The following is a 25,245-nucleotide window of genomic DNA, read 5'->3' on the forward strand; positions in this document are numbered from 1 at the left end:
GACATGGACAGAATCGAAATCGACACTTGGGCAAACATCAGCGCGGAAGGTTGGAGTTCCCTCCTTCTGGGTAACGGCGCCAGCATCGCCATCCACAAGGAGTTTGCATACCCAACGCTCCACAGCGTCGCTGATGCAGAAGGGTTGCTCGCAACCACCGCGCCAATATTCACCAAGCTCGGGACGACCGACTTCGAGCATGTTCTGCTTGCGTGCTGGTATGCCGAGCACGTCAACGTGGCACTGGGAACTCCGTCTGCCGACATCTCTGCGGCTTATGCGGAAGTGCGCACCGCACTGATCGAGGCGGTGCACAGCGTGCATCCTGTACATGCGGATATCGCCACCGACTTACAAAAGGTTGGTGCATTCGCGAGCGCGTTTCCGACTGTCGTCAGCCTGAACTACGACCTCACATTGTACTGGGCCATGCTGCTGTTCAATGCGGCAAGCGGCAGCTGGTTCAAAGACGCGTTCCATCATGGGGAATTCCAGACGGACTGGGGGTATCTGCGCAGGCCGCTTCCCCCGGCCGGTGGGGCCACGCTAGTGTTTTATCCTCACGGCAGTCTCGCCGTGGCGCGTGACTACATTGGTGATGAGACAAAGATTTCTGTTGGTGCAGGGGCCGCAGGTGACATGCTCGACACGATAACTCTCTGGTGGTCGTCCGGAAACTACGTGCCCGTGTTTGTTAGCGAGGGAACCAGCAAGCAGAAGGTCGCAGCGATTCGTCGGAGCCACTACCTGACGAACGTGTATGAAGAGGTTCTACCCAGCCTCGGAGAGAATCTGGTCGTGTATGGCTGGAGCTTTGACGAAAGGGATCAGCACGTGCTTGAGGCAATCGCGACAAGTCCACCCAAGCGAATGGCGGTCTCCGTGTTCACTGGTCAACCAGAACCGGATCAGCAGGCGTTCTGCCACCAGGTGCTCAAGGCCGCTGGCCGGTCCTTGCCAGAAACGGTTGTGACGTTTTTTGATTCGAAGAGCCCAGGTTGTTGGAACAATCCATGACGGTGCATGCCCTCCGAGATTGCGTTTGAACGGCGTCGCATCAGGGTCGATGTCTGAGGTCGCCTCGCACCGAGATGAAGTGTGAACTCGCGGATTTCCACGGGTCGCGCTAAGGGCCTGCTGTCGGCGAGCATTCGAGGACGAAGCCTCTTGAATAGAAAGATGCCCGGCGTTTGCCGGGCATTTTGTTCGCTCTGTCACGCTCACCGCCACGTAATGTTGCGCGATCGCGAGAACATCTTCATGCAGTTGATAAACGTTGTCTTGCCGCCGCACAACTCGATCAGGTCTCGCTGCTCCATGCGTAGAAGGGCGGCGCGCAGACGATTGCTGGGAATGCCAAGCAACAGGCCAATAGGCTCCGTGGGAACTTCCTTGTAGTCGGTTTCAAGGCGAAAGATCTTCAAGTGCTCGATTACGGCTGCCACGTCGGCCTCCTGTTGGGGCAGGGGAGGTGGCGGCACGAACACGAGTTCGTACTGGGTGGCATGCCAGGAGACAAGCGCCCAGGCACGTTGGAGGCAGGAGATCGAGACGTAGTGGGTCTGGCTTTCCCATACATGCAGCACCGCAGCCAGCCGGGCGGTCAGGTTGAGCATCTTCGAGACGAAGTCGGCGATATGCGCGAGCTGTCCGAACTTGAGATTGTGAGTGATGCGGCACAGCTCGTCCCAGTAGCCCAGCGCGTCAGGTGCGAAGGCCAGTTCGATGGGTGCAATGCCACCGGCCTCCTGGTTGTCCTGGTGCAGGTCGTAAAGCTCCTTGAGCGCCTCGTGGAGATTCGAAAGAGCCTCGTCATCGTCGCCCTCGGGTGCGTATCGATTGCCCATGGGCGACGGCTGGGCGACGCAGACGAGGAAACGCGCGAAGAAGCCGAGCCTGACGGCCTTGTGCTCGGTGTACTCATTGCGCTTGCACCGGGGGCGGAACGGCTCGATCGCGGCGGACTGCGCCAGCAAGCCGAACGTGCCACGTGGTTGGCTGGCATAGAGATGCCTCTTCTTCTCTCGACGAAACTCCAGCGGCTTGCCGTCGATCAGATCAACCAGATCCGACACGTGGCGCATCAAGCTGGAGCTCAGCAGCTTGTCACCTTCGTCGGTAAGGAAATCGACGGCTTCGTGCTCGCCATCCAGCTGGTGAAGCAGGCTTTCCAGGTCGAGGTTGCTCGCGAGGCGCGGACGGTGTTTGGGGGCCGCTGCGGCCGTACGGTGCAGCTCGGCCAGCGTCGCAAGAAGTTCCTGCGCGGGCTCCTGCTTGCGCAGGCAGCGCGCGATCTCGGCCTTCAGGAGCTTGATATGGAACTGTTGCTCGGCCGACGCGGCGCTCGCTTCGGTCCGCGCGACCTCATACCGAGCGAAGCTGTCTCGAGCGTGGTCCTTGAGCGGCTGGATCATGCACTCGTGTACCGGGCTCTTACTTCCACCAACATCGGCGATGCACAGCGTGTTGACGCTGATGGGAATGGGCGTCCAGTTTGGGGGCGACATTACGTAGAGAGGCGCAACCGCGGAGGACAGGACCGAAAGCAGGTGCGTCCGGACCAAGGCGGGGCAGGCTTCCGTGGCCCTGGCGCAAACTGCCCTCGCGGCAGCTGCGGCCAGCGGCGGGAGCATGCCGAAGTTGTGGTCGGATGCCTGGAAGGTCGTGAGCGGCGTAAGCATGTTCACACTGCGGCCCTCTCAAGACGGCCGTTGAGCGCGGCTGCGAGCGCATGGAGGGAAACCTCGCTCGCCGACGGGTCCTCTTCGCCACTGGCGGGCGCGTCCGATTCAGACTTGCCCAGTCGGCCGCGCAGCTCCTTGAGCTTTGCGGGGTAGAACTTCTCTCGCAGACCCAAGGCATTGATCAGGTCAATCAACTCCTTGTCGCTGATGCCGTCCGCCTTGGCGGTCAGGATCATCGGCTTGATAAGCGTAAGGAGCCGTTCGGCATCTTTCTTGTCTTTGAGTGCCTGGTACGCTGCGGTGAACTGCGCGGCCATTTCGTTAACGGTGCCGGGTGGCATGTGCTTGTCCTCGATCGGGAGAGCCGGGATGGCTGTCCTCAGCGGACATGCTGGGCAGGTACGAGGAAATTGAATAAGGAGCGGATTTCGGCAAGTGATCCAGAAACCTCTCCGGAAATTCCTGTCGAGCGGGGGGGGCTGGCCCTTGTCAGCAAGAGGTCAGTAAGGCGGCCGCGGCAAAGTCCGGTAGGCCAATTGCATCAAGCTGGAGTCAGGCACGTTTCGCATGAGAGCAATGGGTAGTGCAGCCCTCACGGGTTTCCGCTGCTTCGCGATGCGCAGCGCGGCGCAAAGGGGCCCAACCACAGCCAACTTGCTGTGGCATACTGGACGGCATACTGGAGTGATCGGAAAAGAAAAAAGCCCCTAAAAATCAGGGGCTTAGTTCGAATATCTGGCGGAGAGAGGGGGATTCGAACCCCCGAAGCGCGGTTTAGACGCTTACACACTTTCCAGGCGTGCTCCTTCAACCACTCGGACACCTCTCCGGGACCTGCCGCCACCCGAAGGCGCTGCAGGGGCGCAGATTCTATAGGGCGGAAGCGCAGGCCACAAGCGGTAACCGCAACGATGCGGTCGATGGGGCGGGGCGTGGCACAATGGCGGCTCAGATGAAGACGGTTACCTGATGTCCTATCTCGTCCTTGCCCGCAAGTGGCGCCCGAAGCGTTTTGCCGAGCTGGTGGGCCAGGAACACGTGGTCCGCGCGCTGAGCAACGCTCTGGACAGCGGCCGCGTCCACCATGCCTTCCTGTTCACCGGCACCCGCGGCGTGGGCAAGACCACCATCGCCCGCATCTTCGCCAAGTCGCTGAACTGCGAGCACGGCACCAGCGCCGACCCGTGCGGCCAGTGCGCGGCCTGCCTGGATATCGACAGCGGCCGCTACATCGACCTGCTGGAGATCGACGCGGCGTCCAACACCGGCGTGGACGACGTGCGCGAGGTGATCGAGAACGCGCAGTACATGCCTTCGCGCGGCAAGTACAAGGTCTACCTGATCGACGAAGTGCACATGCTGTCCAAGGCGGCGTTCAACGCGCTGCTGAAGACGCTGGAGGAGCCGCCGGAACACGTGAAGTTCCTGCTGGCCACCACCGACCCGCAGAAGCTGCCGGTCACCGTGCTGTCGCGCTGCCTGCAGTTCAACCTCAAGCGGCTGGACGAGGAGCAGATCCGCGGGCAGATGACGCGCATCCTCGGCGCCGAGCAGATCGAGTTCGAGGACGGTGCGATCACGCAGCTGGCGCGCGGCGCCGACGGTTCGCTGCGCGACGGCCTGTCGCTGCTGGACCAGGCCATCGCCTATGCCGGCGGCGCGCTGAGCGACGACGTGGTGCGGGCGATGCTCGGCACCGTCGACCGTACCCAGGTGGCGGCGATGCTCGATGCGCTGGCGGCCGGCGACGGCGCGCGCCTGTTGCAGGTCGTCGCCACCCTGGCCGATTTCTCGCCGGACTGGAGCGGCGTGCTCGACGCGCTGGCCGAAGCCCTGCACCGCATCCAGGTGCAGCAGCTGGTGCCGGGCGCCACGACGCCAGGCGATGGCATCGATGCGGCGGCGTTCGCCTCGCGGCTGCGCCCGGAAGTGGTGCAGCTCTGGTACCAGATGGCGCTCGGCGGCCGTCGCGACCTGCACCTGGCGCCAAGCCCGCGCGCCGGGTTCGAGATGACCGTGCTGCGCATGCTGGCGTTCCGCCCGGCTGGTGCAGTGCCGGCGGTGCCGGAGGGCGACGGGCCGAATGCAGGGGCGTCGTCGTCGGTGGGCGGTTCCATGCCTGCAGCGTCGGCTGCCGCCGCTACGCCGGCAACGCCGGCGCAGGCCGCGCCCACGCTCGAATCCGCTCATGGTGACGTGGCTCCAGAGCGGAAGGAAACTGCCCCCTTGGCGGTGCGCGAACCGCACGTCGAGCCCGCGCCAGTGGTTGCCCCGGCTCCGCCAGCGAAACCCGTCCAGACGCGCAGCGACGACGACCTGCCGCCGTGGATGGTGGAGGACGCCGAGGCCGCACGCGATCCATCGCCTGTGGCAAGCCATGCGATGCCTGAACCAATGCCCGAACCGGTACGGCAGGCGCCACCGCCGCGCCCGGCCGGTATCGCCATCGAGCCGGCGAAGCCGGTTGCGCCTTCGCCCGAAGGTGGCGCGGTGCGCGCGCTGGAAAGCGCCGAGCAGTGGCTGGACCTGGTCGCCGCCAGCGGCCTGTCCGGGCCGTCGCGCGAACTGGCCGCCAATGCCGCCTTCGTCGGCTACCGCAACGGCGTGCTGCGGCTGGCGCTGCTGCCGGGTTTCGAATACCTGCAGTCCGAGCGTTCGCTGGGCGCGCTGGCGCAGACCCTGGCGCAGACCCTGGGCAGCGCGCCGAAGATCGTGATCGAGACCGGCAACGCCGAGGCCGAAACGCTGCACGAGCGCGCCGACCGCCGGCGCGGCGAACGACAGAACGCGGCCGAGGCCGTTTTCATGGCCGACCCCCAGGTGCAGCACCTGCTCGCGCAGGGCGCCCGGGTCGTGCCCGATTCCATCCGTCCCTTTGAAGAGTAGGAAGCCATGCGCGGCAACATCGCCCAACTGATGCAACAGGCTCAGAAGATGCAGGAAAACCTGCAGAAGGCCCAGGAAGAACTGGCCAAGCTGGAAGTCACCGGCAGCGCTGGCGGCGGCATGGTCAGCGTGACCCTCACCGGTACCAAGGAGTGCCGCAAGGTGCGCATCGACCCGTCGGTGCTGTCCGACCAGGAAATGGTCGAGGATCTGATCGCCGCGGCGTTCAACGATGCCTCCAACAAGATCGACAGCGAATCGCAGAGCCGCATGGGTTCGGCCACGGCCGGCATGAAGCTGCCGCCGGGCATGAAGCTGCCGTTCTGATGACGGCGGGCCGGCCTTGCCCGGCCGCCTGTTCCATCCACGCCGCGAAGCCCATGGGCTTCGCGCGTTGGTTTCGACGATGAGCACGACGCGATGAGCCTGCCGCTGCTGGAACAACTGATCGAAGCCTTCCGGGTGTTGCCCGGCGTCGGCCAGAAGACCGCCCAGCGCATGGCTTACCACGTGCTCGAACGCGCGCGCGATGGCGGCCTGCGCCTGTCCGCCGTGCTGGCCGAGGCGATCGAACGGATTGGCCACTGTGCGCAGTGCCGCGATTTCAGCGAGACAGCGGTCTGCCCGCTGTGCGCCAGCGCCAGCCGCGAACGGCAGACGCTGTGCGTGGTGGAATCGCCGGCCGACCGCCTGGCCATCGAGCACGCCACCAGTTATCGCGGCCTGTATTACGTGCTGCAGGGGCGGTTGTCGCCGCTGGACGGCATCGGTCCGCGCGAACTGGGCCTCGACCAACTGGAAGCGCGGCTGGCGCAGGGCGAGGTCACCGAGCTGATCATCGCCACCAACTCCACCGTCGAAGGCGAGGCCACCGCGCATTATCTGGCGCAGCTGGCGCGCCGCCACAAGGTGCGTCCGAGCCGGCTGGCGCAGGGACTGCCGCTGGGCGGCGAGCTGGAGTACGTGGATCGCGGCACGCTCTCGCACGCCTTCGGCAGCCGCAGCGAAATCCACGATTGAGGCAGTGCCGGTCGTTGGCCGGCAGCTGCATGGATGGCCGCGGATGCGGGGTTGCCCGTCAGCAGCTGCTACTGCCCGGCAGGAGCGCACTCCAGTGCGCGATCAAGCTCTGACGACAAGGCTTCATCGCGGGGGGCATGCGTTGGCCGGTACCGATGGCCACTGCGTTAAGCTCCCGCCAGTCCCGATTTCCAAGGCAGGCCATGAGCAACGACACGATATTCGGCAAGATCATCCGCCGCGAGATTCCAGCCACCATCGTCTATGAAGACGAGGACGTGCTGGGCTTCAGGGACATCGCGCCGCAGGCGCCGGTGCATGTGCTCTTCATCCCGAAGAACGAGGTCATCCCGACCCTGGACGACCTGCAGCCGGCGCAGGCGCACCTGATCGGCAAACTGGCGCTGGCCGCGGCCGGATACGCGCGCCGCGAAGGTTTCGCGCAGGACGGCTACCGCATCGTGATGAACTGCCGCGAGGACGCCGGGCAGACGGTATTCCACATCCACATGCACCTGCTGGCCGGCGCGCCGCTGGGGCATTTCGGCGCGGCTTGAGCGGCCATTGCTGCCGGTGCGCGGGCTCTGTTTCCGCCTGGCGGGAGGACTGACGATGCGGCGAACTGTCCGCCGATATCTCTGCCTGGCGCTGCCGATGGCCGTATCGGCCGCCGCGATGGCACAGGCGCCACTGCAGCCGGCCGTGGCGACGGCGGCCTTCCAGCGCATGCAGGCGCTGTGCACGGCCGATGCGGGAAAGGCCTGGGGTGCGGAGCTGTGCGGCCCCACCCTGCTGGCGGATCCGGCGACGCGGCGGTTCATGGCGAACATGGACGGGCTCGAGACTTCCCTCGAGCGGGACGGGGCGATCTTCCGTGGACGCCTGCCCGATACGGTTCCGGTCGCCAACACCGCGGTGAAATGGAACGGGCGCACCTGGACCATGCTGATGCTGCCCCTGCCGCAAGGGGAGCCGGCGCTTTCGATCCTGCTCATGCATGAAGCCTGGCACCGCATCCAAGGGCAGATCGGCCTGGCGGCGGTCCATGCCGACCAGGAGCAACTGGAGACGGAACAGGGACGGTTGTCGCTGCGCCTTGAGCTGCGCGCGCTGGCGGCCGCCGTCGCCGCCACGGATCCGCAAGACCGGCTGCGCGCGACACGGGATGCACTGACCTTCCGCGCCTGGCGGCAGGCACGGTTCCCGGAGGCGCGGCAGGCCGAGGACGCGATGGAGCGGCACGAGGGCATCGCCGAGTACACCGGCCGGCTCCTGTCGCAGGACACCGCGATGGCCGCGCAGCTGGCCGATCACCTGCGCAAAGGCGACGGCGTCGCCGCCTATGCCCGTTCCTTCGCCTATTACACAGGCCCCGCCTATGGGGTACTGCTGGACAGCGCGTCGCCGGGCTGGCGGACAGCTTGGAACCGGCGCGATGGTTTGCCGGCGATGCTCGCATCGGCCCTTGGCCTGATGGTCTCTCCCGACGATGCGGCCTTCGCGCAGAGCGGGGCGCGTTACGGCATGGACGGGATACGGGCCGAAGAAACCGCCCGGGCCGTCAGGCAGGCCACGGTCGTGGCGGCATTGCGCGCCCGCCTGGTCGATGGACCGGTGCTCGTGGCGCCGGTGAAGGGCGCCAGTTTCAGCTTCGACCCCAACAGGGTGACGCCGCTGCCGCCGGAGGGCGCGGCCTATGCAACCATCCGCGCGGCAACGGCCTGGGGAGTGCTGGAGGTCGAGAAGGATGGCCTGCTTTCGACGGACTGGTCGCGCCTGTCCGTGCAGTACGCGGGCGCGCAGGCGGCTGCCGGTGGCCTGAAGGGGGATGGCTGGTCGTTGGCCTTGAAGCCGGGCTGGGTGCTGGTGCCAGGCGCGCGGGCTGGCGACTGGACGATCCGCGCGCAGGACTGATCCCCGCTTGGAGCTGCCGGCGGGTCCGTCTTTCCCCGGACGGCCATCGCCGATCGAAAAAAGACGCCGCCCGAAGGCGGCGTCTGTCTGTTCGTCACACGTGCGGGATCACGCCCGGCCGGTCACCACCAGCCGCCGCGCCAACCCCAGCCCCAGCCGGGACCCCAGCCCGGGCCCCACGGGCCATACGGGTAGGCCGGCACCACTTCGACCTCGCGCTGCACCGGCCACAGGTACACCACGTCGGCGGCGATCTTAGGCAGCGGGTAGTCGTAGTCGCCGATCTTGGTGGTCTGGTAGCCATCGATGCGGCCGATGAAGGTCACGTCGCGGCCCGGCTCGAATACCGCCGGATCGTAGAAGCCGGCGCGGCAGGCGAGGAAGCGGCCATCGCTGGCGTCGGCGGACGTGGCGCTCGGGCGGCCGTTGCCGTTGAGCGGGCGGGCGATCATCTGGAAGCAGGTTTCGCCCTGGCCGGGAAGCGTCTCGATGATGCGGCCGCCCCAGCGTACCGGCGTGCCGGTCTGCTTCTGCGCGACGGTATCGCGCGGGGACACCGTACTGAACTGTCCCTGCAGCGGCTTGGGAGCGGTGGCACAGGCGGCCAGGGCCAGGCTGGCGGCGAGAGTGAGGAGGATGCGGGTCTTCATGTTCGTGCTCCGGTTGGTACTCCGGGTTGAGGGCGGTGCCTGTGCAGGTCACGCAATAATGAAGCGAGGTCCGACGAGGCGCCAGCGTAACGCGTCTCGCTGAAACGCTGGCTGAGCAGTACCAGTCCGCTGCCGGGACGCGCCGCTTCCACGCGCGCGGCCCAGCTGCCCGCCGGTTCGTGCGGATGGCGGCCCAGGCCGAGACGGGCATAGCGGCGATCGAGCCGGTGCCAGGCGCGCAGGAGCGGATCGCGTTCGCGCTCGCCGCGTGCCAGCAGCCAGGCCATGGCGGCGACGGCGATGAGCGCGAACGTGGCGAGCAGCCCGATCAGTTGCGCCGGCTCCAGGCGCTCGATGCCGAAGGGGCGCAGCAACTGCTGCTGACGCCGCGCATCGAAGGACAGGACCATGCCGTTCCAGTTGCGGCGCAGCCAGTCGCCGGCCTGTGCGAGCTGCAGCCAGCGCGCCCCGATGTCCAGCCCGGCGCCGCCGGCACCGCTCCGCGCCAGGCGGTCTTCGAGTGTGTCGCGGATGCGTTCGGGTGCTACCGCCGCGGTCGGGTCGACGCGGGTCCAGCCGCGCTGCGGCAACCAGACCTCGGCCCAGGCGTGTGCGTCCATCCTGCGCACCAGCCAGTAGCCGCCGTAGCGGTTGCGGGTGCCGCCGGCATAGCCGGTGACTACGCGGGCGGGGATGCCGGCGCCGCGCATCAGCACCACGAAGGCCGAGCTGAAGTGTTCGCAGAAGCCGGCCTTCCAGTCGAACAGGAACTCGTCGGCGCCGTGCCGGCCGGGCAGCGGTGTGCTCAGGGTGTAGCTGAAGTCGCGGCCGATCCATTGCAGCGCGCGGCGGACGATGGCCGCGTCGTCGGTGCCGGCATCCCGGCGCCATTGCCGTGCCAGCGCCAGCGTGCGTGGATTGAACCCGGCGGGCAGCTGCAGGGCCTGTTCGCGCAGGGCGGGCGGCAGGTCAGGCTGGAAGCGCGCCGGCGGCGCGGAGCGCAGGTGCCAGCGGGTCAGTGCGGTCAACGGGCGGGCGCTCACCAGGGTGTAGTCGGCGTCCAGGCCGGTTTCGTCCGGTGCAGCCAGCGGCAGGTCCAGCGCCACCAGTTCGCGCCGTTCGGTGGGTTCGTACTCGATCTGGTAGTCCCACTGCGGGGGCGCCGTGGCGACAGGCGGCGGCGCCGCGCGGCGCTGGCTTTCCAGTCGTGTCCAGGTGCGTCCGTCGAAGCGGGTCAGTACCGGTCCGCGCCAGTAACGCTGCTCGGGCGCGGGGGCCGCGCCGGCGAACTGCACGCGCAGCGCGGGACTGTCGTCGGCCATCAGGTCCAGCCACTGCCCCGGCGCCATCGTGTCCGACAGGCCGGGTTGTCCTGCCGCCCGTTGCGGGATGCCCCACAACGGTGTCGGCAGCCGCGGCAGCAGCCAGAAGGCGGACAGCGCCAGCGGCAATGCGACCGCCAGCAGCCGGCCGACCATCCGCAACTGGAAGGCGGCCGGCTGTGGCGCCGTACCGGTCTCGGCATCGGCCAGGCGCTGCAGGCCGAGCAGGGCGCAGACCACCGCCGCCAGCGCCAGCAGCAGGGTGCCGGGCCCCTGGTCGAGCAGGAAGGCGGCGAACGGGGCGAACAGGGCGAAGCCGAGCAGGCTGCGCGCGTCGCGCAGGGTGCGCAGTTCGCTGGATTTGATCGCCAGCATCGCCGCCAGCAGCGCGCAGCCGGTGTCGCGGCCCGGCGAAGCGCCCATCTGCCAGTAGATCGCCACCAGCATGGTGGCCACCAGCAACAGGCGCAGCGGCAGGGGAACCCGGCGTCGCCAGGACAGCGCAGCCACCAACAGCGCCATCGCGGCGAACACGCCGGCCAGCGTGGCGGGCAACTGCAGCAGCAGTGGCAGCAGGGCCAGCGCGGTGGTCAGCAGCGCCCAGCCGCGTGCGGCCGGATTCAGCGGCGGAAGATCGGTCGCGCCGTTCATGGCGCGCCTCCCCGTGCGCCGCTTTTCCGGCGGTGTTGCCGTGAAAAACGGCTGTCCTGTCGTTTCTTCATGCGTCGGGCATCAACGCCAGCGCACGCAGGCACTGGTGGCGGTGGGCATCGCCGGTGGCCGGTCCCAGGGGCGGTTGGCCCGGCAGCAGCAGGCGATAGCGGCGGCCCTCGCGTTCGGCATCGTCCACCCAGCGCGCCAACCGTGCGATGCGGCGCTCATGCGGCAGCGGGCCGAGGGCATGCCAGTCCAGCAGCAGCTCGGAGCCGATGGGACGTTCGTATTCGCGCACCAGCAGGGTGTCGCGGCGGGCCGAGTGCTTCCAGGCGATGGTGCGTCGGGCGTCGCCCTGCCGGTAGGGGCGCAGCTGCTGCAGTTCGTCGCCGAGCCGGTGCTGGCGGGTACGGGGCGAGGCGCTGCCGGTGTCGGGCAGCGGTGGAGCGGGATGTTCCGGAGCGGGATAGACCAGCACCGGCGCCGCCGGCCAGACCCAGCTCCAGGCGCGCACCAGCCCCAGCGGCTGGGTGGTGGACAGGCGGATCCGCTGCAGGTCGAGCCAGCCGCGGTGGACGGTGGGCAGCCACAGGTCGATTTCCGTGCGCTCGGTCTCGGCGAGGTCGGCGCAGGCCGTGGCCGGACCGCGGGCCACCTGCAGCCCGCGACGCGGTCGGCGGTCATTGCGGGCCAGCGCCAGGCGCAGCCGCAGCGGCATGCCGGCCGCCACCGGCTCGGCCGATGCGGCCTCCACGTGCAGCCCGGCCAACTGCAGATGCGCCTGCAGCGCGCTGGCCAGCGCGGTGGCCGCGAGCAGCAGGGCCAGCAGCAGTGCCGGGTTGTTGTTGTAGTTCAGCGCGCCCAGCAGCATCACCGCCAGCAGCGCGGCGAGGAACAGGCCGAAGCCGGTGGGCAGGACGTAGATGCGATGGCGATCGAGCGTGACCGGCAGTGATTCGGGCCGGCGCGGCCGCGCGAGTCGTTGCAGGGCCTGCAGGCGGGCATGCAGCCAGGCGGGCACGTCAGTCGACCTGGACGCCATGCAGGAGAGTCGCGGCCAGTGCCGCGCCCGAGGACGACTCCGCTTCGGCGACGAGCCGATGCCCGGCCACGGCGATGAACAACGCCTGCACGTCTTCCGGCAGCACGTGTTCCCTGCCGGCCAGCAGCGCATGCGCCCTGGCCGCGCGCAGCAGGGCGATGCCGGCGCGCGGCGACAGGCCGACGCGGATGCCGGGCTGCTGGCGGCTGCGCGCCAGCAGGCGCTGCACGTAGTCGACCAGCGCATCGCTGGCATGGACCTGTTCGACGGCCATGCGCAGGTCGCGGATGTCCTGTTCGGCCAGGCTGGGCAGCGTCTGTGCGATCAGGTCGCGGCGGCTGGCGCCGGCCAGCAGCGCGCGTTCGGCGCCGGCATCGGGATAGCCGAGGGTGAGCCGCAGCAGGAAGCGGTCCAGCTGCGAGTCCGGCAACGGGAAGGTGCCGGACATGTCCACCGGGTTCTGCGTGGCGATCACGAAGAACGGATCGGGCAGCGCATGGGTGGTGCCATCCAGCGTCACCTGCTGTTCTGCCATGGCTTCCAGCAGCGCGCTCTGCGTGCGCGGCGGCGCGCGGTTGATCTCGTCGGCCAGCAGCACGTTGCTGAACACCGGCCCCGGATGGAAACGGAAACCACGGCTTTCCGCCTCGTAGATGGAGATGCCCAGCACGTCGGCGGGCAGCAGGTCGGAGGTGAACTGCACGCGCTGGAACTGCAGCCCCAGCGTGGAGGCCATGGCATGGGCGAGGGTGGTCTTGCCCAGCCCGGGCAGGTCCTCGATCAGCAGGTGGCCGCCGGCCAGCAGCGCGACGAACGCCAGCCTTACCTCCGCGGTCTTGCCCAGCAGCAGGGCGTTGACCTGGTCCTGCGCCTGCTGCAAAGCCTTGAAGGCGACATCGGTTAGCATTCTTCGTGACGGCATCGGAGCCATGGTCGTCTCGGATCAGGGGTCTAAGGGAGTGTAAGCGGCAATGCAGGTGGGTCAGCGTGCGCGCAATGCGTTCGTCGTGCTTTGGGTGGTGATCACGGCGCTGAAGGCGGTCGTGGCCGCGCGCCTGCCGTTGTTCGTCGACGAGGCGTTCTACTGGCAGGAGGGCCGGCATCTGGCAGCCGCCTATTCGGACCTGCCGGCGCTGACCGCGTGGATGACGCGTTTCGGCGAGGAGCTGGCCGGCCATCACGCCTTCGGCGTACGCCTGCCGTTCCTGGTGATGGGAGCGCTCCTGCCGTGGATGGTCGTGCGCATATCCGCGCGCTGGTTCGGAGCGCGGTTCGGCTGGCAGGCCGGCTCGCTCACGCTGTTGATGCCGCTCTCGGCGACGCTGGGGATCCTGGCGGTGCCCGACGTGCCCATGGCGTTCGCCGCCGTGCTCTGCCTCGATGCCGGCGCCCGCCTGCTGCGTAATGTCGATGCGGGCAGCGCGTTGATGCTGGCCTCCGGGCTGGTGCTGGGGGCGCTGAGCCACTACCGCTTCATCGGCGTGATCGGGGTCGGTTTCATCGCGCTGATGCTGTTGCCGGAAGGTCGGCGCACGCTGCGCGATGCACGGATATGGGTGGCGCTGACGGTCGGCATCGTCGCCTGGTTGCCGCTGCTGGCCTGGAACCTGGACAACCAGGACGCGGGCCTGAAGTTCCAGCTGGTCGAGCGCCATCCCTGGGCGTTCCAGAGCAGCGGGCTGTGGTTCCTGGCCATCCAGCCGCTGCTGGTGACGCCGTTGCTGTGCATCGCCATGTGGCAGGCATGTGTGGCCGGCATCCGCCCGGTGCCGGCGGGCCCGCACCCGGTGCAATGGCGCTATTTCGCGCTGGTGGGCGGTGTCTCCACGCTCGCCATCTTCCTGCTCGGGTTCTTCACCGACGTGGAGCGCATCAGTTTCCATTGGCCGCTGCCGGGCTACTTCGCCCTGCTGGTAGCGGTGCCGCTCATCCTTGGCCGCTGGCCACGCCTCTGGCGGCGGCTCGCCTGGGTGCTGGCGCTGGCCGGCGTGGTCTGCGCGTTCGGCTATTACCTGGTCGCCGCTTCGCCGGCGCTGCGCGAGCAGCTGGCCGGCAACAAGTTCTACCCGCGCAATTTCGCCGGCTGGCAGCCCCTGGCCGATGCGGTGCGCGAGGAACTGGCCGGCATGCCGGAAGGCACCCGGGTGGTGGCCGGCAGCTTCAAGGTTGGCGCCGAGCTGGGATTCCTGCGCGACGATGCGTCCATCCATGTACTGCCGCATCCGCTCAACGACAAGCACGGACGTACCGCGCAGCTGGCATTGTGGAAGCTGATCGGAGAAGACCCGCATCCAGGCCAGCGGCTGCTGGTGCTGGCGCCGGGCGACCAGCGCTATCGCGACCTGCTGGCGCGCTACCACCAGGTGTGCGCGCTGGTGGGGCCGCTGCCGCCACCGCGCGTCGTGTCCACCGACCATGGCTACCAGCGTTTCCTGCTGTTCCGGCTGCCGGCCGGAAAGCAGCAGGGAGCCTGCGTCACCCCGGCGATGGCCTGGGTCAATATGCCGGAACCGGACGCTGTGGTGAGGGGTGTTGTCGACGTGCAGGGCTGGGCGTTCAAGGATGGCGTGGGGCTGGCCGGCGTCGATGTGCTGGTGGATGGCAAGGTCGTGGCCGTGGCCGACTACGGAGCGGACTACGATGTCACCGGCTACTGGAAGGTATCCACCGATCCGTATCATCCGAAGGTCGGCTTCAATGCGCATCTCGATGGCGCTGCGCTGGCGCCCGGCAGACACTGGCTTGGGCTGCGGCTGCGTGGGCGCGATGGCAGCGTCGAGGAATGGCAGGAGCAACCGTTCGAGGTTCCGGCGCGCTGACGCATCGGCGGCGTTGCCCGGCTTGGGTTCGAAGGCAGGTGTCGAGACTTGGGGGATGACATGGAGGCATTGAGCGGAACGCAGGTGACGCGCCGGCAGGCGCGCCTCTGGAGCATTGTTGGGGCACTGCTGCTGGTGGCGGCCACGCTGGCGCTGCACATCGGGTTGCCGCTGTGGGACCACATCGATCTGGTGCCGATTTATCGCGCCTGGCTGGAAGGGGACGTGTCTTCATCCGGGTTCTGGCGGGTGCATGACGGCAGCCATCTGCATACGTCGGCCTATGTGGTCTTGCTGCTGACCACCTGGTTGTCGCATGGGCGGCCCTGGCTGGATTGCCTGGTCAGTGCGCTGTTGATGGTGGGTGTGGCAATGCTGCTGTTGCGCTTGGCGAGCCGTGTGCTGCCGCGCGGATTGGCGCGCGGATGGTGGTTCGTGGTGGGACTGCTGGCGTTCTATCCGGGACATCTGATCAACCTGCAATGGGGGTGGCAGGTTGCCGTCTTCATCAGCCTGGCAGGCCTGGTGGTGCCGGTGGTCCTTTTGACGGCGAGCAGCCTGCGCTGGAGCGGATGGGTGGCGAGCCTGGTGGCCGCAGTGCTCGGCGTCATGTCGTTTGGCACGACGTTGGCGGTATTCCCGGTGGCGGTAGCCTTGCTGCTGTCGCGATCGGACTGGAGCTGGTTGCGGCGGGCAATCGGCGTGTCGTTCTGGTTATTGGCGCTGGCCGGGCTGGTGGCGTGGATGCGTTGGGATCATGCTGGCCAGGCCATTGCGCGGCCGCACCTTGGCGATGCCTTGCTGTATGCGGGCAATTACCTGGGCAGCGGCCTGCTGCATTTCGCGCAGCCATTGGCATTGCCGTGGCTGGGAGTGGCGCTGCTAGTGGCGGCAGTCGTGGCGTGGCGTGCGCCACGGCAGCGTTTGCTGCCTTGTCTGGCACTGATGGCCTGCGCCATGGGTGCGGCGCTGTTGACGGCCTGGGGGCGTGCGGCTCCTTTCGGAGTGGAGCATGGCTTCATGACCCGCTACGTGAGTTACTCGATCCTGTTCTGGTTCGGCTGGTTCATGCTGCTGCTGCCGGCGATGGTCGAACGGCCTGCTTGGCGCCGATGGTTGCGGCCATTGCTGTTGTTGGCTGCGGTGATTGCCACGTTCAACGCCATGCACATGACCAAGAAGGCGATTGGCGTGTCACGCAACGCCAATGCCTATGCCCGGCAGATCGTGAGCCAGTATCCGGACTACGATCCGCAGTTGCTGGAACGCGCCTACGGGCCGGGAAGGGACCAGACAGCTCCAGAATTGCTGGGTATCTGGCGGCAATACGGTTTCGCGCCATTCGAGCGGACGCCGGAATGAATGCCCTGCACCCCGGCGTTCATGGCATGCGATATCCCGCCTGGCGCAGTAGGTTCGACAGCGCGATCAGGGGCAGGCCGACCAGTGCGCTGGGATCTTCGCTGTGGATCGCTTCGAACAGCGCGATGCCCAGCCCCTCGCACTTGAAGCTGCCGGCGCAGTCCAGCGGCAGTTCCGCCTCGACGTAGCGCTCGATCTCGTCCGCGTGCAGCGTGCGGAAGTGGACCCGGGTCAGGTCGGCGGCCTGCAGGTGCCGTTCGCCGTTGCTCAGGCAGATGGCGGTATGGAACAGCACCTCGCGGCCCGACATCGCGGCCAGCTGCGCGCAGGCGGCTGCGCGGGTGCCGGGCTTGCCGAGCGGCGCACCCCCCAGCTCGGCGACCTGGTCCGAGCCGATGACCCATGCGCCCGGGTGGCGCGCGGCCACGACCGCGGCTTTCGCCTGCGCCAGCCGCGCGGCCAGCACGGAGGGCGGTTCGCCGGGAAGCCGGGTTTCGTCCGCCTCCGGGGCCGCGCAGCTGAACGGTATCCGCAGGCGGGACAGCAGTTCGGCCCGATAGCGGGAAGTGGAGGCGAGAATCAGGGCTGACATGCGAGAATACCGGCGTGGAAGCCGTATCGAGTCTGCGTTCCCGGCGCCTTCGTGGCAATGGCCGGCGGAGTGGATTTGACAGCGGGTTGGCCTGTCCTTAACATTCTGCAGCTTATGTCCGCGAACGTGCCCGAATTGCTGGATGCTTGGCGGATGGTCGCAGCGCGCAGGCGCTTCGAAGGCCGTGTGCCGTTGTCCGCACTGGCACGCCTGCAGGGGCTGGTCGCCGATGCCGAAGGAGAGTGCAGCTATGCGCTGGAGTTCGGTCGCGACGAGGTTCTGCGGGTCGCCTATGTCGAACTGACCATCGATGCCGCGCTGCCGCTGGTCTGCCAGCGCAGCATGCAGCGTTTCCTGTTGCCGGTGAACATGGTGCAGCGGCTGGGCCTGGTCCGCGACGAAGACGAGGAACAGGCGCTTCCGCCGGATTACGAAGCGCTGCTGGTGCCGGAAGACGGCAGCCTGCGGCCGCTGGATCTGGTGGAGGACGAGCTGGTGATGGCGGTGCCGGTAGTGCCGGTGGCGCCGGGGAGCGAGGCGGTCGAACGCGACTTCTCCGCGACCAGCGAGGAACTGGGCAAGGCCAATCCGTTCGCGGCATTGGCGGCGCTGAAGAAACAATAGCAGCCGGTTGTCGTCGGCGGCTGCGGCGAAAGCAAAACCAGTGCCGGATGTCAGCATCCCGCGCACTGCAACGACGAAACGAACGAACCGAGTTTGGAGCAATCCCATGGCTGTGCAGAAATCCCGTGTTACCCCGTCCCGCCGCGGCCAGCGCCGTTCGCATGACTCGCTGAGCGCCAAGCAGCTGTCCACCGACCCGACCACCGGCGAAGTGCACCTGCGTCACCACATCACCGCCGACGGCTTCTACCGCGGCAAGAAGGTGATCGCGACCAAGACCTCGGTCGTCGAAGAAGATTGATTCGCGGCGACGGCCGCCGCCATGCGGCGGCCGTCGCACCGATTCTTCCGGGTCTGCCGCAGAGCCGGCCCGCGCAACAGGAACCAGCATGAGCAAGCGGATCTACTCGAGGATCGCGGGCACCGGTAGCTATTTGCCCGAGAAGGTGTTGACCAATGAGGATCTGACCAAGATCGTCGACACCAGTGACGAGTGGATCCAGTCGCGTACGGGCATCCGCGAGCGGCACGTCGCCGCCGATGGCGAGACGACCGGCGACCTTGGCTACAACGCCGCGCTGCGCGCGCTGGAAGCGGCCGGCATCGAGCCGTCGCAGCTGGACATGATCGTCGTGGGGACCACCACGCCGGACCTGATCTTCCCGTCCACCGCCTGCCTGATCCAGGCGCGCCTCGGCGCGGCCGGCGCGGCGGCGTTCGACGTCAATGCGGCATGCTCGGGCTTCCTGTTCGCCTTGAGCGTGGCCGACAAATTCATCCGCAGCGGCGACGCCAGGCACGTACTGGTGATCGGTGCGGAAACCCTGACCCGCATCGTCGACTGGAACGACCGCACCACCTGCGTGCTGTTCGGCGATGGCGCCGGCGCCGTCGTGCTCAAGGCCGACGAGGACACCGGCATCCTCAGCACCCATCTGCATGCCGACGGCACCAAGAAGGAACTGCTGTGGCACCCGGTCGGCGTATCCACCGGCCTGGACAAGCCCGGCAAGCTGACCATGAAGGGCAACGACGTGTTCAAGTACGCCGTCAAGGCGCTGGACTCGGTCGTGGACGAAACCCTGCAGGCCAATGGCCTGGACAAGTCCGACCTGGACTGGCTGATCCCGCACCAGGCCAACCTGCGCATCATCGAAGCCACGGCCAAGCGCCTGGATATGTCGATGGAGCAGGTGGTGGTGACCGTGGACAGGCATGGCAATACCTCGGCGGGCTCGGTGCCGCTGGCGCTGGATCACGCGATCCGCTCCGGCAAGGTCGAGCGTGGCCAGCTGCTGCTTCTGGAAGCCTTCGGCGGCGGCTTCACCTGGGGTTCGGCGCTGCTGCGCTATTGATATACCGGATTGGCCGGGGGCATGAGGTTCCCGGCGCGGCCCGATGGCCGCTGTTTCCGGGAGGTATCGTCATGGCTGAACCCATTCTCATCGAAGGGCAGCGCGCATGGCTCAAACATTATGGTGAAAGCAGCCGGGCACTGGCCCTCGGGCTGCTGAATTTCGTCGCGCGCCGTTTCCAGCTCGATGCTTTGCGGCCGCCGCCGCACCGTGGCGGCGCGCATGCGCGCGCGATCGAGGCGCGGCGCTTGGTCGAACTCAAGGCGCAGGGCGTCAATGTTCCCGACGTGATCGGGCAGGGCAGGGCCGCGCTCGTGCTCGAGCATACCGGCGCTTCGTTCAATACCTGCCTGCGCGAGGCCGATGCGGCCGGGCGCGATCGCCTCGTGGCGGCCGCCATCGAGGCCATTGCCGAAGCGCACCGGAGCGGCGCGTATTTCGGCCAGCCGTTGCCGCGCAACATGACCTGGGACGGGCGGCGTGTGGGTTTCATCGACTTCGAGGAAGACCCCCTGGAGGTCATGGACCTGGACCAGGCGCAGGCGCGCGACTGGCTGATGTTCGGCTACGGCGTGGCCCGCTATTACGAGAAGCGCCCGCAGGTGCTCAGGGCGATGCTGGCCGATGCGATGGAAGCGGCGGACCGGCCGGTGGTCGAGCACGCGCATGAGGTTACCGGTCGCCTGCAGCGGCTGGCGGGCCTGCTGCAGCGCGCAGGCAAGTCGGGGCGCGCGCTGGCCCGTGCCATCCTGGTCGTGCACGCGGCCACCGCCTTCGGCTTCCTCGCCCTGGTGGTGTTGTCGCTGGACTGGCTTGCCGACGGCGAACTGGACCTGCTGGCGCTGCTTGCCTGAGCCGGTTGGCAACAGCCTGCATACGCGCCAGTACAGACGGGCGGGGGCATTCACGCTTATGATGCGCCGCTTCGATTCATGCAGCAGATGACCGCGTGACTGACTCCCGACTCGCTTTCGTATTTCCCGGCCAGGGTTCCCAGTCGCTGGGCATGCTGGCCGAACTGGCCGAACTGCACCCGCAGGTCCGCGATACCTTCGCCGAAGCCTCGGAAGGAGCGGGCGTGGACCTGTGGGCGTTGTCGCAGGGCGGCCCGGAAGAGCAGCTCAACCGTACCGAATACACCCAGCCGGCCCTGCTGGCCGCGGGCATCGCGGTGTGGCGGCTGTGGAATGCGCAGGGCGGCGCCAGGCCGGCCCTTGTGGCCGGGCACAGCCTGGGTGAGTACACCGCGCTGGTCGCGGCCGGCGCGCTGTCGCTGCGCGACGGCGCGCACCTGGTGCGCCTGCGCGGCCAGCTGATGCAGGAAGCCGCGCCGACCGGCGTCGGCGCCATGGCCGCGGTGCTCGGCGCCGAGGACGCGCTGGTGCAGGAAGTCTGCGTGCAGGCCAGCGGCAGCCAGGTGGTGGTGCCGGCCAACTTCAATTCCCCGGGCCAGATCGTGATCGGCGGCGACGCCGGGGCGGTGGACCGTGCGCTGGCGCTGCTGGCCGAAAAAGGCGTGCGCAAGGCGGTCAAGCTGGCCGTGAGCGTGCCCTCGCATACCCCGCTGATGCGCGAGGCCGCCAACCGTCTGGCCGAGGCCATGGCCGGGCTGGACTGGCGCATGCCGGCGCTGCCGGTGGTGCAGAACGTCGATGCGCAGGCGCATGCGAGCATCGATGCCATCCGCGATGCGCTGGTGCGGCAGCTGTACCTGCCGGTGCAGTGGACCGGATGCGTGCAGGCCCTGGCCGCGCGCGGCGCGAGCCGCGTGGCCGAATGCGGCCCGGGCAAGGTGCTGACCGGCCTGGTCAAGCGCATCGACAAGAGCATCGATGGCCGCTCGCTCGCCACCCCGGCCGATTTTGCCGGCGCGCTGGAAGAGTGGGCCGCCTGACCCCTACGATACGGCCGCCGGCGTCCGCGCCCGGCCCCGACCTGCAGCCGCAGCCTGCGGCGCATCAAGAGGAAACCGCATGAGCAAGCCATTGCAGGGTGAAATCGCGCTCGTCACCGGCGCCAGCCGTGGCATCGGCGCGGCCATCGCCGACGAACTGGCCGCGCAGGGCGCGACCGTCATCGGCACCGCCACCACCGAGTCCGGCGCGGCCGCCATCGGCACGCGCCTGGCCGCGCAGGGCGGCCACGGCCGTGCGTTGAACGTGACCGAGCCGGGTGCGGTGGACGCGCTGATCGACGCGGTGAGCAAGGAATTCGGCGCCATCAGCATCCTGGTGAACAACGCCGGCATCACCCGCGACAACCTGCTGATGCGCATGAAGGACGAGGACTGGCAGGCCATCCTCGACACCAACCTGACCAGCGTCTACCGCACCTCCAAGGCGGTGATGCGCGGCATGATGAAGGCGCGCAAGGGCCGCATCGTCAACATCGCCTCGGTGATCGGCGTGACCGGCAACGCCGGCCAGGCCAACTACGCCGCCGCCAAGGCCGGCATCATCGCCTTCTCCAAGTCGCTGGCCAAGGAAATCGGCAGCCGCGGGGTGACCGTCAATGTGGTCGCGCCGGGCTTCATCGATACCGACATGACCAAGGACCTGCCCGAGGACGCCAAGACCGCGATGCTCGGCCAGATCGCGCTGGGCCGCCTCGGCGAGCCGGCGGACATCGCCCGCGCGGTGGCGTTCCTGGCCGGCCCGTCGGCCAGCTACATCACCGGCGAAACCCTCCACGTGAACGGCGGCATGTACATGCCGTAAGCGTGCGGCGCAGGGACTGCGCCCAAGTGGTTGATCGCCGTGGCTTTTTGCCAGAATGCAAGGCTCCGGCGCTTTCCACTACACTATCCCACGGCCATCGCTTCCGATGGCGCCTTTTGAACCACTACTCCATCTGGAGCGATATCCAATGAGCACCATCGAAGAACGCGTCAAGAAAATCGTCGTCGAACAGCTTGGCGTCAAGGAAGAAGAAGTCACCAACAGCGCATCGTTCGTCGATGACCTGGGCGCTGACTCGCTGGACACCGTTGAACTGGTGATGGCGCTGGAAGAAGAGTTCGAGTGCGAGATCCCGGACGAAGAAGCCGAGAAGATCAGCACCGTGCAGGCCGCGATCGATTACATCAAGGCCCACGTCAAGGCCTGATGACCGGCGGCTGATGCGTGGCGGCGGCATGGCCGCACGCCGCGCACGGCAAGCCCATGGGGCCGCGACAGCGGCCCCATCCCATTTGGATGCCGGCCGCGACAATGGCCCCATCCCATTCGGGTGTTCCATCCATCAGGGGGCGGCCGCGCAGCGGCCCGGCCCCTGAAATCTGAAATCGGGCCGCAGGCGGCCACGTGCATCCAAGCGTCCCCCGCGCCATACCCGCATCGAGCACCGGGTCAGGAGAAACCGCAATGAAGCGTCGCGTCGTCGTTACCGGCCTGGGCATGGTCTCGCCCCTGGGCAATGATCTGGCCAGTAGCTGGCAGGGCATCACCGAAGGCCGTTCCGGCATCGGTCCGCTGACCCATATCGCCGACGCCTACCTGGAGCGCTTCACCACCAAGATCGCAGGTGAGGTCAGGGAGTTCGACATCACCGCCGACAACGAACAGTTCGGCAAATACCGGGTCAGCGGCAAGGATGCCAAGAAGATGGACCCGTTCATCCATTACGGGTTGGGCGCGGCGTTCATGGCCCTGCACGACTCGGGCCTGGAGATCACCGAGGCCAACGCCGAGCGCGTCGGCGCCATTGTCGGCGCCGGCATCGGCGGCCTGCTGGGCATCGAGGAACAGACCATCGAGTTCCACGAGGGCAGGAAGATCTCGCCCTTCTACGTGCCCAAGACCATCATCAACATGCTGCCGGGTCAGCTGAGCATCATCGCCGGCCTGAAGGGGCCGTCGTTCTCGGCGGTCTCGGCCTGCGCCACCTCCAACCATTCCATCGGCACCGCCATGCGCATGATCCAGTACGGCGACGCGGACGTGATGGTGGTCGGCGGCGCCGAGCGTGGTTCCTCGCCGACCGCCGTGGGCGGCTTCTGCGCGATGAAGGCCATGTCCACCCGCAACGACGACCCGACCCGCGCCTCGCGGCCGTGGGACAAGGACCGCGACGGCTTCGTGCTGGGCGACGGCGCCGGCATCCTGATCCTCGAGGAATACGAGCACGCCAAGGCGCGCGGCGCGAAGATCTACTGCGAGCTGGCCGGTTTCGGCGCCAGTTCCGACGCCTACCACATGACCGCGCCGAGCGAGAACGGCGAAGGCGCCGCGCGCTGCATGGTCGCGGCGATGAAGGACGCCGGGGTCACTCCGGAACAGGTCGGTTACCTCAACGCGCACGGCACCTCGACGCCGCTGGGCGACCTGGGCGAGACCATGGCGATGAAGACCGCATTCGGCGACCACGCCTACCGGATGATGGTCAGCTCCACCAAGTCGATGACCGGCCACCTGCTCGGCGCCGCCGGCGGCGTGGAAGCCATCTTCTCGGTGCTGGCGCTGCGCGACAACGTGATCCCGCCGACCATCAACCTGGACGAGCCGGGCGAAGGCTGCGACCTGGACTACGTGCCCAATGTCGCGCGCCAGGCCAAGGTCGACGTGGTGATGTCCAACGGCTTCGGCTTCGGCGGCACCAACGGCACGCTGGTGTTCAAGCGCGTCTGATGTTTTTCCTCGAACCCTTCTCCCTTCGGGAGGAGAGGGGTGGCCTGCGAACGCGCCTGCGCTGCATGCAGGGGCCGCGACGCGAAGCAGGGGCCGGGGTGTAGGGGCGGGCCGGGTCATGGCCGTCCAGGCCGCACCGGCTCCGTCCGCCACTCATGCGCCCCTGCGCGGGAGCTTTTCCCGGGAGGGGAAGGGCGGCATTTCCTGACGACTCCTGGCTGATGATGCTCACCGAATCCCTGCACGCCGATACCGACCTGCTGGCGTTGCATCGACTCGCGCCGCAGCGCTACCCGATGCTGCTCGAATCCACCGCGGCCGGCCGGCAGGGGCGTTGGGACCTGCTGCTGGTCGCCGATGGCGGCCAACTGCGGCTGGAGGCCGATGGCCAGGTGCGGCGCGAGGACGGTACGCCGGTCGAAGGCGGCTTTCTCGATGCCCTGGATAGCGACTGGCAGGCGCTGCGCCGGGCGCGCGACCCAGCCGATGCAGGTGTGCCGTTCCGCGGGGGCTGGGCGCTGCTGTTCGATTACGAACTGGCCGGGCAGATCGAGCCGGTGCTGCGCCTGCCGCAACGCGCCGATGGCCTGCCCTCGGCGCTGGCCCTGCGTTGCCCGGCGGCATTGCTGCGCGACCGCGAGAGCGGGCGATGCTGGGCGGTGGCCGAAGACGGGCATGGCGCGCTGCTCGGGCGACTGCGGCAGGATCTACTGGAGTCGCGGCATCTGCCGGCGCTGCCGGCATGGCAGCCGCCTGTGGCGATGGAAGAGGATCCCGACGGGCAGTTCATCGACGGTGTCCGCCGGGTGATCGACTACCTGCATGCTGGCGACGTGTTCCAGGTCAACCTGTCGCGCTGCTGGCAGGCCCGCTTCGAGCGGCCGCTGGCGCCGGCGGCGCTGTACGCGCGGCTGCGCCAGGCCAATCCGGCACCGTTCGCCGGTCTGTTCGACGCGGCAGGGCGCGCGGTGGTCAGTTCCTCGCCGGAACGGCTGGTATCGGTGGAAGGCAATGTGGTGCAGACCCGGCCGATCGCCGGCACGCGCCCGCGCTTCGAGGGCGACGACGATGCCGCACGCATCCGCGAGCTCGTGGGCCACCCCAAGGAGCGCGCCGAGCACGTGATGCTGATCGACCTGGAGCGCAACGACCTGGGCCGCATCGCAATGCCGGGCAGCGTCGAGGTGGACGAGCTGATGACGGTCGAAAGCTACGCCCACGTGCACCACATCGTCAGCAACGTGCGTGCATTGCTGCGGCCGGAGGTGACGCCGGGACAGGTGATCGCGGCCACGTTCCCCGGCGGCACCATCACCGGCTGCCCCAAGGTGCGCTGCATGGAGATCATCGCCGAGCTCGAGAGGACCGCGCGCGGTGCCTACACCGGCGCCTTCGGCTGGCTCAACCGCGACGGCGACATGGACCTGAACATCCTGATCCGCACCGCCGAAGTGCGGGGCGACATGATGCGCTTCCGCACCGGCGCCGGCATCGTTGTCGATTCCGATGCGTCCAGTGAACTGGACGAGACCCGCGCCAAGGCGCGTGGCCTGCTGCGCGCGCTGTAGCCGATGCGGGCATTGGTTTGTTGCCGCCGTCCCGGGCGGCAACCCTTCGGGCCATCGGCAGGCGATGTCAGGAATCGCTCCGGGCGATTCCTTTGGCGGGCGTGAGGCGGCGCGCGGTATCCTGCGCG

24 protein-coding genes and 1 tRNA gene are annotated in these 25,245 nt (G+C 67.9%); 17 read left to right on the plus strand and 8 right to left on the minus strand.

The window, feature by feature from the left end; genetic code table 11:
• The first annotated feature begins 3 nt into the window (after positions 1-3).
• Positions 4-1,017: a DUF4917 family protein gene (locus QMX80_RS02225; protein WP_253133528.1), complete on the plus strand. Its 1,014-nt coding sequence runs from the start codon at positions 4-6 to the stop codon at positions 1,015-1,017.
• A gap of 203 nt (positions 1,018-1,220) precedes the next feature.
• Here the strand turns inward: QMX80_RS02225 and QMX80_RS02230 are convergent, their stop codons facing one another.
• From QMX80_RS02230 to QMX80_RS02240, 3 genes are all read right to left on the minus strand, one after another.
• Positions 1,221-2,681: a YfjI family protein gene (locus QMX80_RS02230; RefSeq protein ID WP_253133529.1), complete on the minus strand. Its 1,461-nt coding sequence runs from the start codon at positions 2,679-2,681 to the stop codon at positions 1,221-1,223.
• Between the two features lie 2 nt (positions 2,682-2,683).
• Positions 2,684-3,025, minus strand: coding sequence for a hypothetical protein (locus QMX80_RS02235; RefSeq protein ID WP_253133531.1), 342 nt, complete (start codon positions 3,023-3,025; stop codon positions 2,684-2,686).
• A 395-nt stretch (positions 3,026-3,420) separates the two neighbouring features.
• Positions 3,421-3,513 (minus strand) — tRNA-Ser (locus QMX80_RS02240).
• Positions 3,514-3,653: 140 nt separating this feature from the next.
• Between QMX80_RS02240 and dnaX the strand changes: the two genes are divergently transcribed.
• The 5 genes from dnaX to QMX80_RS02265 all read left to right on the plus strand — a co-directional run bounded on the left by dnaX (position 3,654) and on the right by QMX80_RS02265 (position 8,504).
• A complete protein-coding gene (gene dnaX / locus QMX80_RS02245; protein ID WP_282274995.1) occupies positions 3,654-5,570 on the plus strand; it encodes a DNA polymerase III subunit gamma/tau in 1,917 nt (638 codons plus the stop codon).
• A 6-nt stretch (positions 5,571-5,576) separates the two neighbouring features.
• Positions 5,577-5,897: a YbaB/EbfC family nucleoid-associated protein gene (locus QMX80_RS02250; protein WP_055767728.1), complete on the plus strand. Its 321-nt coding sequence runs from the start codon at positions 5,577-5,579 to the stop codon at positions 5,895-5,897.
• Between the two features lie 93 nt (positions 5,898-5,990).
• On the plus strand, positions 5,991-6,590 hold the full coding sequence (recR, locus tag QMX80_RS02255; RefSeq protein WP_055767730.1) for a recombination mediator RecR: 600 nt from the start codon (positions 5,991-5,993) through the stop codon (positions 6,588-6,590).
• Positions 6,591-6,793: 203 nt separating this feature from the next.
• Entirely contained in the window at positions 6,794-7,147 is a 354-nt protein-coding gene (locus QMX80_RS02260; RefSeq protein ID WP_282275000.1) for a histidine triad nucleotide-binding protein, read from the plus strand.
• 7 nt (positions 7,148-7,154) lie between these two features.
• On the plus strand, positions 7,155-8,504 hold the full coding sequence (locus tag QMX80_RS02265; protein ID WP_282275002.1) for a hypothetical protein: 1,350 nt from the start codon (positions 7,155-7,157) through the stop codon (positions 8,502-8,504).
• Positions 8,505-8,626: 122 nt separating this feature from the next.
• On the opposite strand, the gene QMX80_RS02270 is transcribed toward QMX80_RS02265, so the two are convergent.
• From QMX80_RS02270 to QMX80_RS02285, 4 genes are all read right to left on the minus strand, one after another.
• Entirely contained in the window at positions 8,627-9,154 is a 528-nt protein-coding gene (locus QMX80_RS02270; protein WP_055767738.1) for a Slp family lipoprotein, read from the minus strand.
• Complete coding sequence (locus tag QMX80_RS02275) at positions 9,151-11,127, minus strand: DUF3488 and transglutaminase-like domain-containing protein (RefSeq protein ID WP_282275004.1); 1,977 nt, start codon at positions 11,125-11,127, stop codon at positions 9,151-9,153. Before QMX80_RS02275 ends, QMX80_RS02270 begins: the two co-directional genes overlap by 4 nt.
• A gap of 67 nt (positions 11,128-11,194) precedes the next feature.
• Positions 11,195-12,172, minus strand: coding sequence for a DUF58 domain-containing protein (locus QMX80_RS02280; protein WP_282275005.1), 978 nt, complete (start codon positions 12,170-12,172; stop codon positions 11,195-11,197).
• A complete protein-coding gene (locus QMX80_RS02285) occupies positions 12,153-13,079 on the minus strand; it encodes an AAA family ATPase (protein ID WP_282275006.1) in 927 nt (308 codons plus the stop codon). Before QMX80_RS02285 ends, QMX80_RS02280 begins: the two co-directional genes overlap by 20 nt.
• Before the next feature lie 64 nt (positions 13,080-13,143).
• Here QMX80_RS02285 and QMX80_RS02290 point away from each other — a divergent pair, with 64 nt between their 5' ends.
• Complete coding sequence (locus QMX80_RS02290) at positions 13,144-14,991, plus strand: glycosyltransferase family 39 protein (protein WP_282275008.1); 1,848 nt, start codon at positions 13,144-13,146, stop codon at positions 14,989-14,991.
• A 48-nt stretch (positions 14,992-15,039) separates the two neighbouring features.
• Complete coding sequence (locus QMX80_RS02295) at positions 15,040-16,353, plus strand: hypothetical protein (RefSeq protein WP_282275009.1); 1,314 nt, start codon at positions 15,040-15,042, stop codon at positions 16,351-16,353.
• Between the two features lie 19 nt (positions 16,354-16,372).
• Here QMX80_RS02295 and QMX80_RS02300 read toward each other — a convergent pair whose 3' ends face one another.
• Positions 16,373-16,945: a Maf family nucleotide pyrophosphatase gene (locus QMX80_RS02300; RefSeq protein ID WP_282275010.1), complete on the minus strand. Its 573-nt coding sequence runs from the start codon at positions 16,943-16,945 to the stop codon at positions 16,373-16,375.
• A 114-nt stretch (positions 16,946-17,059) separates the two neighbouring features.
• On the opposite strand from QMX80_RS02300, the gene QMX80_RS02305 reads away from it, so the two are divergent.
• The 9 genes from QMX80_RS02305 to QMX80_RS02345 all read left to right on the plus strand — a co-directional run bounded on the left by QMX80_RS02305 (position 17,060) and on the right by QMX80_RS02345 (position 25,117).
• Positions 17,060-17,569 (plus strand): YceD family protein, encoded by a 510-nt coding sequence (locus QMX80_RS02305; RefSeq protein WP_055767760.1) that lies wholly within the window; start codon positions 17,060-17,062, stop codon positions 17,567-17,569.
• A 106-nt stretch (positions 17,570-17,675) separates the two neighbouring features.
• Positions 17,676-17,870: a 50S ribosomal protein L32 gene (gene rpmF, locus QMX80_RS02310; RefSeq protein WP_055767762.1), complete on the plus strand. Its 195-nt coding sequence runs from the start codon at positions 17,676-17,678 to the stop codon at positions 17,868-17,870.
• 88 nt (positions 17,871-17,958) lie between these two features.
• Positions 17,959-18,924, plus strand: a complete 966-nt coding sequence (locus QMX80_RS02315; RefSeq protein WP_055767764.1) for a beta-ketoacyl-ACP synthase III — start codon at positions 17,959-17,961, stop codon at positions 18,922-18,924.
• 71 nt (positions 18,925-18,995) lie between these two features.
• A complete protein-coding gene (locus QMX80_RS02320) occupies positions 18,996-19,778 on the plus strand; it encodes a serine/threonine protein phosphatase (RefSeq protein ID WP_282275015.1) in 783 nt (260 codons plus the stop codon).
• 95 nt (positions 19,779-19,873) lie between these two features.
• Positions 19,874-20,818 carry an ACP S-malonyltransferase gene (gene fabD, locus QMX80_RS02325; RefSeq protein WP_282275016.1) on the plus strand — a complete coding sequence of 315 codons (945 nt, stop codon included), beginning with the start codon at positions 19,874-19,876 and terminating at the stop codon, positions 20,816-20,818.
• A 79-nt stretch (positions 20,819-20,897) separates the two neighbouring features.
• Positions 20,898-21,641 carry a 3-oxoacyl-ACP reductase FabG gene (gene fabG, locus QMX80_RS02330; protein WP_055767774.1) on the plus strand — a complete coding sequence of 248 codons (744 nt, stop codon included), beginning with the start codon at positions 20,898-20,900 and terminating at the stop codon, positions 21,639-21,641.
• 148 nt (positions 21,642-21,789) lie between these two features.
• The gene (acpP, locus tag QMX80_RS02335; protein WP_005415509.1) at positions 21,790-22,029 is read left to right on the plus strand and encodes an acyl carrier protein; all 240 of its coding nucleotides are present in this window, start codon (positions 21,790-21,792) and stop codon (positions 22,027-22,029) included.
• 257 nt (positions 22,030-22,286) lie between these two features.
• Complete coding sequence (gene fabF / locus QMX80_RS02340; protein WP_273080486.1) at positions 22,287-23,549, plus strand: beta-ketoacyl-ACP synthase II; 1,263 nt, start codon at positions 22,287-22,289, stop codon at positions 23,547-23,549.
• A 221-nt stretch (positions 23,550-23,770) separates the two neighbouring features.
• The gene (locus QMX80_RS02345) at positions 23,771-25,117 is read left to right on the plus strand and encodes an aminodeoxychorismate synthase component I (RefSeq protein ID WP_282275020.1); all 1,347 of its coding nucleotides are present in this window, start codon (positions 23,771-23,773) and stop codon (positions 25,115-25,117) included.
• The last annotated feature ends 128 nt before the right edge of the window (positions 25,118-25,245 follow it).

It is taken from the genome of Stenotrophomonas sp. PS02297 (assembly GCF_029959705.1).
Taxonomy (GTDB): Bacteria; Pseudomonadota; Gammaproteobacteria; order Xanthomonadales; family Xanthomonadaceae; genus Stenotrophomonas; species Stenotrophomonas nitritireducens.